The following is a 14,207-nucleotide window of genomic DNA, read 5'->3' as shown; positions in this document are numbered from 1 at the left end:
TTACTCCACAAACAGGGTGGCGGGTTGTTCGAGCAGGCCACGCACGGCCTGGATGAATTGCGCCGCGTCCATGCCGTCGACCACGCGGTGATCGAAGGAGCTGGAGAGGTTCATCATCTTGCGAATCACGATCTGGCCTTTGATCACCATTGGCCGTTCGACGATTTTGTTCACGCCGACAATCGCCACTTCCGGCAGGTTCAGCACCGGCGTACTGACGATGCCGCCCAACGCGCCGAGGCTGGTCAGGGTGATGCTCGAACCGGACAGTTCATCGCGGCTGGCCTTGCCATTGCGTGCGGCCGTGGCCAGACGGGCGATTTCTGCCGCGCTGTCCCACAGACTGCGGGCTTCGGCGTGGCGCACCACCGGGACCATCAAGCCGATGTCGGCCTGGGTGGCGATCCCCACATGCACCGCGCCGAGGCGGGTGATGACCTGGGCTTCGTCGTCGTAACGGGCGTTGATCTGCGGGAAGTCGCGCAGGGCGACGACCAGGGCGCGGACCAGGAAGGGCAGCAAGGTCAGCTTGCCGCGAGTGGCGCCGTGTTTTTCGTTGAGGTGCGCGCGCAGCTCTTCCACGGCGGTGACGTCGATTTCTTCGACGTAGCTGAAATGCGCGGCGCGTTGCGTGGCGTCCTGCATGCGCTGGGCGATCTTGCGGCGCATGCCGATCACCGGGATCTGCTCTTCATCGTTGCGCTGGGCGTAAGCGCTGCTGACGCTCGACGCATTCGACTGGCCCTGGGCCAGGTAGGTCTCGAGGTCTTCGTGCAACACCCGACCGGCCGGGCCGGTGCCGCGTACCAGACGCAACTGGATGCCCAGGTCCAGCGCATGCTTGCGCACGGCCGGGGATGCCAACGGACGCTCATTCGCTTCACGGGCCACCATCGGGCCCTGGCACACGGCCGGGCGTGGCGCAGCGGCTGCGACTGGTTTGCTTTCGACCACGGCTTCCACTTTCGGGGCTGCAATCGCTGCTTCTTTGACAGGGGCCGCTGGCTGAGCCGACTCTTTAACGTTGCCCGCACCTTCGACTTCAATGCTGATCAGCACACTGCCGACCGCCATGACTTCGCCCGGTTGACCGCCAAGGGCGATGACTTTGCCATGCACCGGCGACGGGATATCGACCATCGCCTTGTCGGTCATGACATCGGCCAGCACCTGATCTTCGACGACCATGTCGCCGACTTTGACGTGCCATACCGACAATTCAACTTCTGCAATGCCTTCGCCAATGTCCGGCATTTTAATGACGTGCGTGCCCATTCAGACCTCCATGACCCGTTTCAAAGCCGCGCCCACTCGGGACGGACCAGGGAAATACGCCCACTCCTGCGCGTGCGGGTAGGGGGTGTCCCAACCGGTGACGCGTTCGATCGGCGCTTCCAGGTGGTGGAAGCAGTGCTCTTGCACCAGCGCTGTCAGTTCGGCACCGAAACCGCAAGTACGGGTGGCTTCGTGAACGATCACGCAGCGCCCGGTTTTCTTCACCGACTTGACGATGGTTTCCAGGTCCAGCGGCCACAGGCTGCGCAGGTCGATGACTTCGGCATCCACGCCGCTTTCTTCGGCGGCAACCAGCGACACGTACACCGTGGTGCCGTAGGTCAGAACGGTGACATCCTTGCCCGGACGGGCGATGGCGGCCACGTCCAGCGGCACGGTGTAGTAGCCGTCCGGAACCTGAGCGGCGGGGTGTTTCGACCAAGGGGTCACCGGACGGTCGTGGTGGCCGTCGAACGGGCCGTTGTACAGGCGCTTGGGCTCGAGGAAGATCACCGGGTCATCGTTTTCGATGGAGGCGATCAGCAGGCCCTTGGCATCGTAGGGGTTGGATGGCATGACGGTGCGCAGGCCGCACACTTGAGTGAACAGGGCTTCGATACTCTGGCTGTGGGTCTGGCCGCCGTAGATGCCGCCGCCGCAGGGCATGCGCAGGGTCAACGGCGCGGTGAACTCGCCGGCCGAGCGATAACGCAGGCGGGCGGCTTCGGAAATGATCTGGTCGTAGGCCGGGTAGACGTAGTCGGCGAACTGGATCTCCACCACCGGACGCAGTCCGTAGGCGCCCATGCCCACGGCAGTACCGACGATACCGCTCTCGGAGATCGGCGCATCGAACACCCGCGAGGTGCCGTACTTGGCCTGCAGGCCTTCGGTGCAACGGAACACGCCACCGAAGTAGCCGACGTCCTGGCCGAACACCACAACATTGTCGTCACGCTCAAGCATCACATCCATGGCCGAGCGCAGGGCCTGGATCATGGTCATGGTGGTCGTGGTCATGGCGGTGTCCAACTGAATATTGTTGTTGTGATCGTTCATGTCAGATCCCCAGTTGCTGACGCTGGCGCTTCAAGTGCTCCGGCATCTCTTTGTAGACGTCTTCGAACATGGTCGCGGCGCTCGGAATCTGGCCACCGGCGAGGGTGCCGTACTGTTCGGCTTCCTTCTGCGCGGCGATCACTTCGGCTTCCAGTTCGGCGCTGACCGCGGCGTGTTCCTCTTCGGACCAGTGGCCGACCTTGATCAGGTGTTGCTTGAGGCGCGCGATCGGGTCGCCCAACGGGAAGTGGCTCCAGTCGTCGGCAGGGCGGTATTTGGACGGATCGTCGGAGGTCGAGTGCGGGCCGGCACGGTAGGTGACCCATTCGATCATGGTCGGGCCGAGGTTGCGGCGGGCGCGTTCGGCAGCCCAGGCAGAAGCGGCGTAGACCGCATAGAAATCGTTGCCATCGACCCGCAGCGAGGCGATGCCGCAACCCACGCCACGACCGGCGAAGGTGGTCGCTTCGCCACCGGCGATGGCCTGGAAGGTGGAGATCGCCCACTGGTTGTTGACCACGTTGAGAATCACCGGCGCGCGGTACACATGGGCGAAGGTCAGGGCAGTGTGGAAGTCCGATTCGGCGGTGGCGCCGTCGCCGATCCACGCCGAGGCGATTTTGGTATCGCCCTTGATCGCCGAGGCCATGCCCCAGCCCACTGCTTGCACGAACTGGGTGGCGAGGTTGCCGGAGATGGTGAAAAAACCCGCGTCCTTGACCGAGTACATGATCGGCAACTGACGGCCCTTGAGCGGATCGCGTTCGTTGGACAGCAGTTGGCAGATCAGGCCCACCAGCGGCACTTCGCGGGCCATCAGGATGCTTTGCTGACGGTAGGTCGGGAAGCACATGTCGTCGATGTTCAACGCCAGGGCCTGGCCGCTGCCGATGGCTTCTTCGCCGAGGCTCTGCATGTAGAACGACATTTTCTTCTGGCGCTGGGCGACCACCATGCGGTTGTCATAGATCCGCGTCTTGAGCATGGCGCGCATGCCTTTGCGCAGGATCTCGACCGGCACGCCTTCAGCCCATGGGCCGAGGGCATTGCCTTGGTCGTCGAGCACGCGAATCAGGCCCTTGGCCAGATCGGCGGTATCGGCGGGTTCAACGTCAATGGAGGGTTTGCGCACCGTGCCGGCGTCGGTCAGACGCAGGTAGGAGAAGTCGGTTTTGCAGCCGGGACGGCCCGAAGGTTCGGGAACGTGCAGGCGCAGCGGTTCGTACGCTTGGTTCATGGCTTCTACGCTCGATCTTGTGAATTTCTTGTAGTGAGCTGACAGATTTCGTTCTTGTAGAAGAAATCTTGTCCTACAAACATCATAGGCCCGGCCAAGAAGAATATTTCTCTCTGTTTCGTTGCGCTCAAGATCATTTACAGATAAAAAATCTGCATAAACATAAAAAACAGGTGGTTTTGTCTCATGCGCAAACTGGACCGTACCGATATCGGCATTCTCAACAGCCTTCAGGAGAACGCACGGATCACCAATGCCGACCTCGCACGCTCGGTGAACCTCTCGCCGACCCCCTGTTTCAACCGGGTCAAGGCGATGGAGGAACTGGGTCTGATTCGCGAGCAAGTGACTCTGCTAGATGCCGACCTGCTGGGGCTGCACGTGAACGTGTTCATCCATGTCAGCCTGGAAAAACAGGTGGAGGAGGCGTTGCAGCATTTCGAAGAGGCGATTTCCGATCGCCCGGAAGTCATGGAGTGCTACCTGATGGCGGGCGACCCGGATTATCTGATCCGCGTTCTGGTACCGACTATCCAGTCGCTGGAGCGCTTCATGATGGACTTTCTGACCAAAGTGCCGGGGGTGGCGAATATCCGTTCGAGCTTTGCGCTCAAGCAGGTGCGCTACAAGACCGCGCTGCCGTTGCCGGCGAACGGGTTGACCCTTGGCACCTGAACAACCGAAAACCACGCAGGAGCGAGCCTGCTCGCGATGGGCGTGAACGATAACACTGGCTACCTGGATGAACGCGGTGCTCTTACGTCCATCGCGAGCAGGCTCGCTCCTACAGTGTTTTTGGTCGCCCTAAGATTCCGCAGACACCCACAACCCCTGTGGGAGCGTGGCTTGCCCGCGATGGCGTCTGCACAGTCAACATCAACGTCGCCTGACACACCGCCATCGCCGAAAAGCCATTCACCTGCAGTCAGAGTTTATTCAGCGGGATTTTCAGGTAGACCACGCCATTGTCTTCTGCCGGCGGCATGTTCCCCGCCCGCACATTCACCTGGATCGCCGGCAGCAACAGCGTCGGCATCCCCAACCCGGCGTCGCGGTGGGTGCGCATGGCGACGAAGGTGCCTTCGTCGATGCCGTCATGCACATGGATATTGCTTTTTCGTTGTTCGCCGACGGTGGTCTGGCATTGCGCTTGCCGACCTTCGGGCGGGTAGTCGTGGCAGACGTAAAGTTTCACATCGGCCGGGAAGGCCAGCAGTTTCTGGATCGAAGCGTACAGATGATGAGCGTTGCCGCCGGGGAAGTCGCAACGGGCGGTGCCCACGTCCGGCATGAACAGCGTATCGCCCACCAGAATCTGCTCGCCGTCGATGAGATAGGCCATGTCCGCCGGGGTGTGCCCTGGGACATGCAGCGCGGTGGCCTTGAGGTTGCCGATGCTGAAGGACTCGTCCGGGGCGAACAGATGGTCGAACTGCGAACCGTCCACGCAGAACTCCGGTTCAAGATTGAACAGTGCCTTGAACACGTTCTGGACCTTGCTGATTGACGCGCCGATGGCAATCTTGCCGCCCAGTTCCCGACGCAAATAGGGCGCGGCCGACAGGTGGTCGGCATGGGCGTGGGTTTCCAGCAGCCATTGCACCTGCAACTGATGTTGGCGAACGAAAGCGATGATCCGGTCGGCCTGGGTGGTGGCGGTGCGCCCGGCGGCCGGGTCGTAGTCGAGCACCGGGTCGACGATTGCGCACTGGCTGCCATCGGCTTCGTAGATCACGTAACTGTAGGTCGACGAGGCAGGGTCGAGGAAGGCTTCAATCAAGGCGGGCATGGGGGCGGTTTCTGTTTGGTAGAGCATTGAGGGTAGTTTCATTCTCACCGGGTTGACCAGCCCCGAGTCGAATCCATGCGGTAAAAAAGCCGTGCGGGCTCTATCCTGTCACTCAATCGATACCGGGCGTTCCCGGCTTTTTCCGTGGATCATGAGCGTTTTATGGGGCTGGCGAGTTTTTTTGGGGTGGTGATGGGATTGGTGCTCGGCTTGACCGGTGCCGGCGGCGGGATTCTTGCGGTTCCCGCGCTGGTACTGGGGCTGGGCTGGAGCATGACCCAGGCCGCGCCCGTCGCGCTGTTTGCGGTGGGCAGCGCGGCAGCGGTCGGGGCGCTAGATGGTTTGCGCCATGGCCTGGTGCGTTACCGCGCGGCCCTGCTGATTGCCCTGCTGGGGGCGGTCTTTTCGCCGGTCGGGATCTATTTCGCCCATCAGATGCCGGAAAAAATCCTGATGATCCTGTTCAGCCTGCTGATGGTCATGGTGGCCGGACGGATGTTGCGTCGTGAGCGCCAGGAAGAGGGCCCGAGCGATCACGGTCACGCCAACTGGGGCCAGAAAAACTGCATGCTCGACCAGCACACCGGGCGGTTTTCCTGGACCGCCAAGTGCACCGCGACCCTCGCGGCCCTCGGCGCAGTGACCGGTGTGGTCTCGGGTCTGTTGGGCGTGGGGGGCGGATTCCTGATTGTCCCGGCCTTCAAGCAACTGACCGATGTGCAGATGCGCGGAATCATCGCCACCTCTTTGATGGTGATCAGCCTGATCTCGGCCATCGGCGTGATCGGCGCCTTGCATGCCGGGGTTCGTATCGATGGTCTGGGCTATGCGTTCATTGCCTCAAGCATCGTCGGCATGATCATCGGCCGAAAACTCAGCGCACGGGTGCCCGCCCGGGCATTGCAGGTGGGTTTTGCCAGCATCTGCCTGGTGGTCGCGGCCTACATGCTTTTGAAGGCGGCCATCTAGCCGGGGCCTGCGGCGTGCAGCGAAGAAGCGTTCCCGAGCCTGATGACTGTGCGCGTCACGGCCCGCTCCGTCTCCCTCTCATCCCATTGAAGCGACTACCCGCTACCCAAGTAGCATAGGTCGCTTCCCGCTGGCTTCGTACACTCGTACCTCATACACACGCACCTGCGGGGGGGGCGACGATGCAGGAGGTCCAGAACGAAGGTATCGTCAGCGCGATGTCCCAGGCCACCGATGCCCTGCAAGTGGCGCAGGAGCTGGCGCGGCAGTTGTTGCACCCGCACCTGGGCTTCGTGCTGTTCTTCTGTTCCGCCGAGTACGATTTGCAGGCGCTGGGGCAGGCCCTGGAACAAAGCTTCGGCGGCATTCGTTTGGCGGGCTGCACCAGCGCCGGTGAAATCACTCCCCTGGGGTATGGGCGCAATTGCGTGACGGCGGTCGGTTTCGATCACCGGCACTTCTCCATCGCCCTCGAACTGATCGACGAAATGGAACGCTTCAGCCTGATCGACGCCCAGCAAATGGTCGAACGCCTGGTCGGCGGCTGTCGCAGCAACACCCTGGCACCGATCAAGGGCAACAGCTTTGCCCTGACCTTGCTCGACGGCCTGTCCAGCCGAGAAGAAATGGTCCTGGCGGCCTTGAGCGCCGCGCTGGGCGACATTCCGCATTTCGGCGGTTCGGCCGGCGACGACAACTACCTGACCCACACCCATGTCTACTTCGACGGCGAATTTCACAGCGGCGCGGCGGTGGTGGTGCTGGTCAATACCTGGCTGGACTTCGAAGTGTTCACCACCCATCACATCCTGCCCCGGGCGGAAAAACTGGTGGTCACCGGGGCCGACAGCGCTTCGCGGCGGGTCTTCGAACTCAATGCCGAGCCGGCCGCCGCCGAGTACGCTCGACACATCGGGGTGCCAGTGGCCGAACTCGATCACCGCATCTTCGCCGCGCATCCCTTGGCGGTGCGGATCAACGAGCAGTATTACGTGCGCGCCATTCAGCAGGTTCATGCCGATTTGAGCCTGAGTTTCTATTGCGCCGTTGAGAACGGCATCGTCCTCACCGCCATGACCCCCGGCCCAATGCTGCCGAACCTGCAGAGCCTGTTCGACGGCTTGCAGGAACGCCTCGGCGATTTGCTGCTGACCATTGGCTGCGACTGTTTTCTGCGCCGCCTGGAGCTGGAGGACGACGGTAGCCTGGAACGGATCGGCGCCTTTTTGCGCGAGCAGCGGGTGATGGGGTTCAACACCTACGGAGAACAGTTCAATGGCATGCACATCAACCAAACGTTCACCGGGGTCGCCATTGCCCGAGGGCGTTCCCTCGGACTGCGCTGAGCTACGGGCGCAGATCGCCGGCCTGCAACACGACAACCAGAAACTGCAACGCATCAACGCCGCGTTGATTGAACGCATCGAGTCTGGCATCACCCGGGGCAATGATCCCTACGCCGCGTTCCAGCATTCGGTGGTGCTGGCCGAGCAGGTGCGGGAACGCACCGACGCATTGAATCAGGCCATGGCCGAACTCAAGGCGGGCAACCATTTGCTCAGCGAAGCACGCTTGCGCGCGGAAACGGCTCATCGACACCTTATCGACGCGATCGAGAGCATCTCCGACGCCTTCGTGCTGTTCGATGCCCAGCAATGCATCGTCCTGTTCAACAGTCGCTTCAAGGCCTTCTGGAGCAACAGCCGGGTACGGATCAACGCCGGTATGCGCCTGACGGAGGTCAAGCGCCTGATGATGAACAACGGCCTGTTCAGCGAAGAGCCGCGCGGGCATGCCGACGAAAACCTGTTGTATCGCCTGCAGGATGGTCGCTGGTTGCAAGTCAGCGAGCGGCCGACCCAGGAAGGCGGGCGGGTGATCCTGTTCACCGACATCACCGACGTCAAACTCAGTGAAACCGTGCGCCGCGAGCAAGCAGTGGCGCAGAAGTCGCATCTGTTGCAACGGGCGGTGGACAACCTTTCCCAAGGGGTGGCGATGGTCAACGCCGACGGCATCCTGGAACTGTGGAATCGCCGGTTTCTCGAACTCAGTGGCCTGGCACCGGTAGCGGCGCATAGACCGTTTGCCGAAGTGATCGCCGACAGCGAATTGACCCTGCTGACCCCGGCCAGCCGCGACGCCAACGGGCGGCCCATGCAGGAATGCGAGCAACGCCTTTACGATGGCCGGGTCCTGGAAATTCGCACCCATCCGCTGCCCATGGGCGGATTCGTCAACACCTTCACCGACATCACCGAACGCTACCAGCACGCCGAAGCCCTGAGCGAAAGCGAGCGCTGGATTCGCCTGATCACCGACCATGTGCCGGCATTGATCGCCTATCTGAATGCCGATCTGGTCTACGAATTCACCAACAAGGTCTACGAGGAGTGGTACTGCTGGCCACGGGGCGTGATGCTCGGCCAACGCTTGCGCGAAGTGCACAGCGAGCAACATTACCAGCGCCTGGAGTCCTACGTGGCCAGGGCGTTGGCGGGCGAGAGCGTGACCTTCGAGGTCGCCGAAACCAACGTCAATAACCAGGAACGCTACATGTTGCGTTCCTACGTGCCCAATCGGCTGGCCAGCGGTGAGGTGGTGGGGATTTTCGTATTGATCCGCGACATCACCGAACGCCGTCGCACCGCCGAGGCGTTGCACCAGGCCTATCAGAATCTGGAGCTGCGGGTGCGCGAACGCACCGCCGAACTGACCACCCTCAACGACCAGTTGCTGCGCGAGATCGAGGAGCGTCGCCGGGTCGAATCACGCTTGCGCGAGGCCAAGCAGGAGGCCGAGCAAGCCAATCTGTCGAAGACCAAGTTTCTCGCGGCCGTCAGTCATGACCTGCTGCAACCCTTGAACGCGGCGCGGTTGTTCACCAGCGCCTTGCTGGAACGTCGGGAAGCGGTCAGCAACGAGGTGCTGGTGCGCAATGTCAGCAACTCCCTGGAAGACGTGGAAAACCTGTTGGGCACGCTGGTGGATATTTCCAAACTCGATGCCGGGGTGATCAAGGCTGACATCGCGCCGTTCGCCCTGAGCGAGCTGTTGGAGACCCTGGCGGCGGAATACACCCAGGTCGCCCGCAGCGAAGGTCTGGAGCTGCATTTCATCGCCTGTTCGGCACTGGTGCGCAGCGATATCCAGTTGTTGGCGCGCATTCTGCGCAACCTGCTGAGCAATGCCATTCGCTACACCTACAGCGGTCGCGTGGTACTGGGTTGCAGGCGCCATCACCAGCGCCTGTCGATTCAGGTCTGGGACAGCGGCATGGGCATTGCCGAAAATCGTCTGGAGGAGATTTTCCAGGAGTTCAAGCGTGGCGATGTGCAACGCCCGGATCAGGATCGCGGCCTCGGGCTGGGCCTGGCGATCGTCGAAAAAATCGCCGGCATTCTCGGGCATAGGGTCCAGGTGCGCTCATGGCCGGGCAAGGGCTCGATGTTCTGCGTCGAAGTGCCATTGAGCGCCACCGCACCGCAAGCTGCCCCCGGTTTGCCGATGAGCGAGCCGATGCTCGAACGGCTGCGCGGGGCACGGGTCTGGGTGCTGGACAACGATGCGACCATCTGCGCCGGCATGCGCACGCTGCTGGAAGGCTGGGGTTGCCGGGTGGTCACGGCGCTGTCGGAAGAAGACCTGGCACGGCAAGTGGACAACTACCACGCCGACGCGGACTTGCTGATCGCCGACTATCACCTGGACAACGAGCAGAACGGTGTGGACGCCGTGGCCCGGATCAATGCCCGGCGCGGCAAACCGATCCCGGCGATGATGATCACCGCCAACTACAGCAACGAGCTCAAGCAGCAGATCCGCGAACTGGGGCACACCCTGATGCACAAGCCGGTACGGCCGATGAAGCTCAAGACAGCCATGAGCCATTTGCTTGCTCGGCCTTGATTTCCCCGGTGTGGGTGCCCCCCTGTAGGCGCGAGCCTGCTCCGGGCGGCGTTCCGACGATAGCCGCGATGCGGTCTTCAGGCAGACTCACCGCCGCAAATACGACCCGAAATCAATGTCCCCGGCACTCAGGATTGCCTGCACCCGGTTGTGCACGTTGAGCTTGCGCAGGATCGCCGAGACGTGGGCCTTGACCGTGGTTTCGGCGATTTCCAGGGTGTAGGCGATCTGTTTGTTGGACTCGCCCTTGGTCATGCGTTCCAGTACCTGCAATTGCTTGCGGGTCAGGGCCTGGAGCAGCTCCGGCGGGAAGCTTGGGGTGTCGTTCATCCGCCGGTGGGTGCCGGCTCTGGCCGAGCGGATAATGTCCGGGGGCAAGTAGACATCGCCGTTGAGAATCTGTTGGATCGCGTCGGTCATCTGGCTGCGGGGCGAGGATTTGGTGATGAACCCCACGGCGCCGTAAGTGATGGCCTGCAGGACGATTTGCTTGTCTTGCTCGGCAGACACGATCACCACCGGAATGGTCGGCGCTTCGTTGCGCAGGTTGATCAAGCCATTGAGCCCGTGCATGCCGGGCATGTTCAGGTCGAGCAGGATCAGGTCCAGGTCATCGTGTTCCCGGGTCAGGGCCAGGGCGCTGTCCAGGTCGGCGGTTTCCATCACTTCGCTGCCGGCAAAGCCGTCGCTGATGACGTTGTGGATGGCTTCGCGAAACAGCGGGTGATCATCGGCAATCAGAATTTTGTACATAGCCTTTCACCTCATTATTTTGATTATGGTGTGGCAACAACACGCACGCGTAAAGCTCAGGGAAAGGGTTCGGGCCGGGCCGGCGTCACCGGCAGGTTGGCCGCCTGCCAGGCGTCCACTCCGTCACGGTACCAATACAGTGTCTTATAGCCCAGGGTGGCCGCGCGTTTGACCGCGTTCCAGCTCAACCAACAGTCGGAGCGGCAGTAAAAGACCAGCGGTTGCGTCGGGTCACCGGCGGTCAGTTTTTTCAGGTTGTCAGCGAAATAGTCCTGCCACTGTGGCGTCAGCTCACCGTCACCGGTGTTGGCCAGCCAATGGCTGCCGGGCAGGTTTTCATGGGGCGTGTCTTCGATGAAGCGGCCTTGCAGCCATTGCCGGCGGTAGACGTCGATCAGCAGCGGGCGCGGGGATTGTTCAAGCAGGCTTTGCAGGGCCGGGGTGTCGACGAGTGTCGCGCCCTGCAGCTGGTCCGGCGTCGGGCTGCGGTACAGGTCGATGCGATAGCCCTCTGCGGAAAACAGCGGGGCTTGAGCGTGGGCGTTGCCCAGCCACAGGCTCAGCGACAACGCAGCAAGAGAGAGACGCAGCAGGCGATGTCTGGCATGCGGCATGGGTTCAGTCCTTATCGTTATGAGCCCATTACATGCCAGTCGCGCTGCGTTTGGAATGCGACCATAGACAGGAAAACCAGTACTAAAGTAGTAATTTTGGTCCTGCAGAGGGGCTGTCAGCCGGATTTGCGCAGGGCGGCGTGTTGCGGGTTGAACGTCAGCACGGCCAGCAGCGAAAACAGCAGGGTCAGCCCCACGCACACCGCCAGCGCCAGTGCATTGAAGCGTTCATACAAGGAAAACCGCACCAGTTCCACGGCATGGGTGAACGGGTTCAGGGCGCACAACCAATACAACCACTCACTGGACTCGCGCATCTTCCACAGCGGGTACAGGGCCGACGACAGGAAAAACAGCGGGAAGATCACGAAATTCATCACCCCGGCAAAGTTCTCCAGCTGGCGGATCGCGTTCGACAGCAAAAGGCCCAGGGCACTGAGCATCAACGCCACCAGCAACAACGCCGGCAAGGCCAACAGCAGGCCCATGGCCGGCGGTTGCACGCCGTAGACCCAGGCAATGGCCAGAAACGCATACACCTGCAACAACGAAATCAGCGCCGTGGCCAACAGCTTGCTGCACAGCAGAAAGGTCCGGGGCAGGGGGCTGGTCAACAGCACGCGCATGCTGCCCATCTCGCGGTCGTAAACCATCGACAGCGAACCCTGCATGCCGTTGAACAGCAGGATCATGCAGGCCAGGCCGGGAATGATGTACACCTCATACGGAATGTAGGTGTCGTAGGGCTCGATGATCGCGATGCCAAGTGCTGCGCGAAAACCCGCGGCGAACACCAACAGCCATAACAGGGGCCGCACCAGCGCGCTGAGAAACCGCGTGCGTTGCAGGACGAAACGCAGCCATTCGCGCAGCACGATACCGCTGAAACATTGCCAGTACGCATTCATCGGGCAGCTCCGGATGTGGTCAGACGGCTGAAGACCGAACCCAGATCGCCGCCGTGTTCCAGGCTCAGCGCATCGGCCTGCCCGCTGGCGACCAGTTGGCCTTGATGGAGGATCAGCAAGTCATCGCTGGGCTGCACTTCGTCGAGCAAGTGGGTGGTCCAGAGCACGCTGATGCCCTGCTCGCGGCACAGGTTGCGAATGTGCTGGTTGAGCGCCAGGCGGCTGGCGGGATCGAGTCCGACACTGGCTTCGTCGAGCAGCAGAAGACGCGGTTCATGCAGCAGGGCGCGGGCAATTTCCACCCGCCGGCGATGGCCGCCATTGAGCTCGCGTACCCGTTCGCGCCGGCGTTCGGTCAGGGCCTGCCGGGCCAGTTCCGCCTCGACCCGGATGGCGCTCTGGCGCCTGGACAGGCCATGCAGCGCCGCGTGATAACGCAGGTTCTGCTCGACGCTGAGGTCCAGGTCGAGGGTGCTTTGTTGAAACACCACGCCCAACTGCCTGAGCGCTGGCCGTGGTGTCCTCGACAACGAGCAGCCACCGACGCGGATGTCACCGCGCTGCACGTCATAGAGCCGGGTCAGCAAGGCGATCAGGGTCGATTTGCCGGCACCGTTGGGCCCCAGCAGCGCCGCGAAGCGCCCCGGCGCCAGACTGAAACTCACTTGGCGCAAGGCCTCTCGGGCACCGTAGGCGAAGCTCAGGTCGACGACCTCCAGGGCGTTCATGGGGTCACCACCACGCCCCAGGGATAGCGTCCGACCTTCACGGATTTGGTGACCTTGAGGCTATCGACATCAATCACCGAAACGTCACCGCTGACGCCATTGGTGGCCAGCAACTGCTTTTGATCCGGGGTAAACGCCATCTGCCAGACCCGTCGCCCCACCAGCAGATAGTCGAGAATCTCGAAGGTCCTGGCATCGATCACCGCCACATGGTTGGCCGGGCCCAGCGCGACGAAGCCGTACTTGCCATCGGCGCTGAGCTTGACGCCCACCGGCTGGACCTTGTCCGGGTGCACGCCCTTGATCTGGAAGTTCAGGGTCTTGAGGATCTTGCGGCTGGCCACATCGAGAATGGTCACGGTGCCGCCGATTTCCGCCGAGGCCCACAGCTGCGAACCATCCGCCGAGAACTCGACGAAACGCGGGCGTTGATCCACCAGGGTGCTGTCAGTCAGGGTCTGGGTGCCGGTATCGATCCAGTGCAGCATGTTAGTGGTTTCGCTGGTGTTCACCGCCCACTTGCCATCGGGGCTGACGGCCATGCCTTCGGGTTCGACGCCGACATTGATCTGGCTGAGGACCTTGGACGTTTCGGTGTCAATCACCGTGACCAGCGCATCGTCCTCGTTGGACACATACAACCAGCGATTGTTGGGGTGCAGGGCGAACTGCTCGGGATCCTTGCCCGAAGGCAACTCCTTGATGATCTTGCGCGTGGCCACGTCCATCACCTGCACCCGGTCCGAGTCGCTGGCGCAGATGTACAGCAGCTTGTTGTCATGGGACAGCAGCAGGCCGCGCGGGCGCTGGCCGACGGGCAGGGTGTCGGTGACTTGCAGGGTCTGCATGTCGATCAGGCTCAGGCTGTTGTCCTTTTCGTTGGAGACCCAGGCGGTGCTGGCCGTGGCATGCCCGGCGGCGAGCAGCAGGGCGCATGAAAGCAGGGTGCGGCGCATGGCAGATTCC

13 protein-coding genes are annotated in these 14,207 nt (G+C 62.1%); 4 read left to right on the top strand and 9 right to left on the bottom strand.

Annotation, left to right across the window (positions count from 1 at the left end; all coding sequences use genetic code 11):
- Genes ACVWYU_RS06210 through ACVWYU_RS06200 form a run of 3 tightly spaced genes read right to left on the bottom strand, consistent with a single transcriptional unit; the run spans nt 1 to nt 3,571 of the window.
- Nucleotides 1-1,275, bottom strand: a complete 1,275-nt coding sequence (locus ACVWYU_RS06210; protein ID WP_457372231.1) for a dihydrolipoamide acetyltransferase family protein — start codon at nt 1,273-1,275, stop codon at nt 1-3.
- Nucleotides 1,276-2,334 carry an alpha-ketoacid dehydrogenase subunit beta gene (locus ACVWYU_RS06205; protein ID WP_090320586.1) on the bottom strand — a complete coding sequence of 353 codons (1,059 nt, stop codon included), beginning with the start codon at nt 2,332-2,334 and terminating at the stop codon, nt 1,276-1,278.
- A gap of 1 nt (nt 2,335) precedes the next feature.
- Nucleotides 2,336-3,571: a 3-methyl-2-oxobutanoate dehydrogenase (2-methylpropanoyl-transferring) subunit alpha gene (locus tag ACVWYU_RS06200; RefSeq protein ID WP_090320589.1), complete on the bottom strand. Its 1,236-nt coding sequence runs from the start codon at nt 3,569-3,571 to the stop codon at nt 2,336-2,338.
- Between the two features lie 186 nt (nt 3,572-3,757).
- On the opposite strand from ACVWYU_RS06200, the gene bkdR reads away from it, so the two are divergent.
- On the top strand, nt 3,758-4,246 hold the full coding sequence (gene bkdR, locus ACVWYU_RS06195) for a Bkd operon transcriptional regulator BkdR (RefSeq protein ID WP_008059350.1): 489 nt from the start codon (nt 3,758-3,760) through the stop codon (nt 4,244-4,246).
- Nucleotides 4,247-4,496: 250 nt separating this feature from the next.
- Here the strand turns inward: bkdR and ACVWYU_RS06190 are convergent, their stop codons facing one another.
- A complete protein-coding gene (locus ACVWYU_RS06190; protein ID WP_457372230.1) occupies nt 4,497-5,360 on the bottom strand; it encodes an MBL fold metallo-hydrolase in 864 nt (287 codons plus the stop codon).
- Between the two features lie 162 nt (nt 5,361-5,522).
- Here ACVWYU_RS06190 and ACVWYU_RS06185 point away from each other — a divergent pair, with 162 nt between their 5' ends.
- The 3 genes from ACVWYU_RS06185 to nahK all read left to right on the top strand — a co-directional run bounded on the left by ACVWYU_RS06185 (nt 5,523) and on the right by nahK (nt 10,238).
- On the top strand, nt 5,523-6,329 hold the full coding sequence (locus tag ACVWYU_RS06185; RefSeq protein WP_247258024.1) for a sulfite exporter TauE/SafE family protein: 807 nt from the start codon (nt 5,523-5,525) through the stop codon (nt 6,327-6,329).
- A gap of 182 nt (nt 6,330-6,511) precedes the next feature.
- The gene (gene nosP, locus ACVWYU_RS06180) at nt 6,512-7,675 is read left to right on the top strand and encodes a nitric oxide-sensing protein NosP (RefSeq protein WP_390956383.1); all 1,164 of its coding nucleotides are present in this window, start codon (nt 6,512-6,514) and stop codon (nt 7,673-7,675) included.
- A complete protein-coding gene (nahK, locus tag ACVWYU_RS06175; RefSeq protein ID WP_457372229.1) occupies nt 7,605-10,238 on the top strand; it encodes a hybrid sensor histidine kinase/response regulator NahK/ErcS' in 2,634 nt (877 codons plus the stop codon). Before nosP ends, nahK begins: the two co-directional genes overlap by 71 nt.
- A gap of 87 nt (nt 10,239-10,325) precedes the next feature.
- On the opposite strand, the gene ACVWYU_RS06170 is transcribed toward nahK, so the two are convergent.
- The 5 genes from ACVWYU_RS06170 to ACVWYU_RS06150 all read right to left on the bottom strand — a co-directional run bounded on the left by ACVWYU_RS06170 (nt 10,326) and on the right by ACVWYU_RS06150 (nt 14,197).
- Nucleotides 10,326-10,991, bottom strand: a complete 666-nt coding sequence (locus tag ACVWYU_RS06170) for a response regulator (RefSeq protein ID WP_457372228.1) — start codon at nt 10,989-10,991, stop codon at nt 10,326-10,328.
- Nucleotides 10,992-11,047: 56 nt separating this feature from the next.
- Nucleotides 11,048-11,605 (bottom strand): PQQ-dependent catabolism-associated CXXCW motif protein, encoded by a 558-nt coding sequence (locus ACVWYU_RS06165; protein ID WP_457372227.1) that lies wholly within the window; start codon nt 11,603-11,605, stop codon nt 11,048-11,050.
- Between the two features lie 116 nt (nt 11,606-11,721).
- Nucleotides 11,722-12,513: an ABC transporter permease gene (locus ACVWYU_RS06160; protein ID WP_457372226.1), complete on the bottom strand. Its 792-nt coding sequence runs from the start codon at nt 12,511-12,513 to the stop codon at nt 11,722-11,724.
- Nucleotides 12,510-13,241 (bottom strand): ABC transporter ATP-binding protein, encoded by a 732-nt coding sequence (locus tag ACVWYU_RS06155; RefSeq protein ID WP_457372225.1) that lies wholly within the window; start codon nt 13,239-13,241, stop codon nt 12,510-12,512. The genes ACVWYU_RS06160 and ACVWYU_RS06155 overlap by 4 nt, the downstream gene beginning before the upstream one ends.
- Nucleotides 13,238-14,197, bottom strand: coding sequence for a YVTN family beta-propeller repeat protein (locus ACVWYU_RS06150; protein ID WP_247258019.1), 960 nt, complete (start codon nt 14,195-14,197; stop codon nt 13,238-13,240). Before ACVWYU_RS06150 ends, ACVWYU_RS06155 begins: the two co-directional genes overlap by 4 nt.
- Nucleotides 14,198-14,207 lie beyond the last annotated feature (10 nt).

The sequence above is a fragment of the Pseudomonas sp. TE12234 genome (assembly GCF_054061835.1).
This window is presented reverse-complemented; position numbering and strand designations above follow the sequence as displayed.

Excerpts from the sequence above, each read along its gene's own strand:
- ACVWYU_RS06210 (WP_457372231.1), bottom strand. The coding sequence starts at position 1,275 with ATGGGCACGCACGTCATTAAAATGCCGGACATTGGCGAAGGCATTGCA.
- ACVWYU_RS06205 (WP_090320586.1), bottom strand. The coding sequence starts at position 2,334 with ATGAACGATCACAACAACAATATTCAGTTGGACACCGCCATGACCACG.
- ACVWYU_RS06200 (WP_090320589.1), bottom strand. The coding sequence starts at position 3,571 with ATGAACCAAGCGTACGAACCGCTGCGCCTGCACGTTCCCGAACCTTCG.
- bkdR (WP_008059350.1), top strand. The coding sequence starts at position 3,758 with ATGCGCAAACTGGACCGTACCGATATCGGCATTCTCAACAGCCTTCAG.
- ACVWYU_RS06190 (WP_457372230.1), bottom strand. The coding sequence starts at position 5,360 with ATGCCCGCCTTGATTGAAGCCTTCCTCGACCCTGCCTCGTCGACCTAC.
- ACVWYU_RS06185 (WP_247258024.1), top strand. The coding sequence starts at position 5,523 with ATGGGGCTGGCGAGTTTTTTTGGGGTGGTGATGGGATTGGTGCTCGGC.
- nosP (WP_390956383.1), top strand. The coding sequence starts at position 6,512 with ATGCAGGAGGTCCAGAACGAAGGTATCGTCAGCGCGATGTCCCAGGCC.
- nahK (WP_457372229.1), top strand. The coding sequence starts at position 7,605 with ATGGCATGCACATCAACCAAACGTTCACCGGGGTCGCCATTGCCCGAG.
- ACVWYU_RS06170 (WP_457372228.1), bottom strand. The coding sequence starts at position 10,991 with ATGTACAAAATTCTGATTGCCGATGATCACCCGCTGTTTCGCGAAGCC.
- ACVWYU_RS06165 (WP_457372227.1), bottom strand. The coding sequence starts at position 11,605 with ATGCCGCATGCCAGACATCGCCTGCTGCGTCTCTCTCTTGCTGCGTTG.
- ACVWYU_RS06160 (WP_457372226.1), bottom strand. The coding sequence starts at position 12,513 with ATGAATGCGTACTGGCAATGTTTCAGCGGTATCGTGCTGCGCGAATGG.
- ACVWYU_RS06155 (WP_457372225.1), bottom strand. The coding sequence starts at position 13,241 with ATGAACGCCCTGGAGGTCGTCGACCTGAGCTTCGCCTACGGTGCCCGA.
- ACVWYU_RS06150 (WP_247258019.1), bottom strand. The coding sequence starts at position 14,197 with ATGCGCCGCACCCTGCTTTCATGCGCCCTGCTGCTCGCCGCCGGGCAT.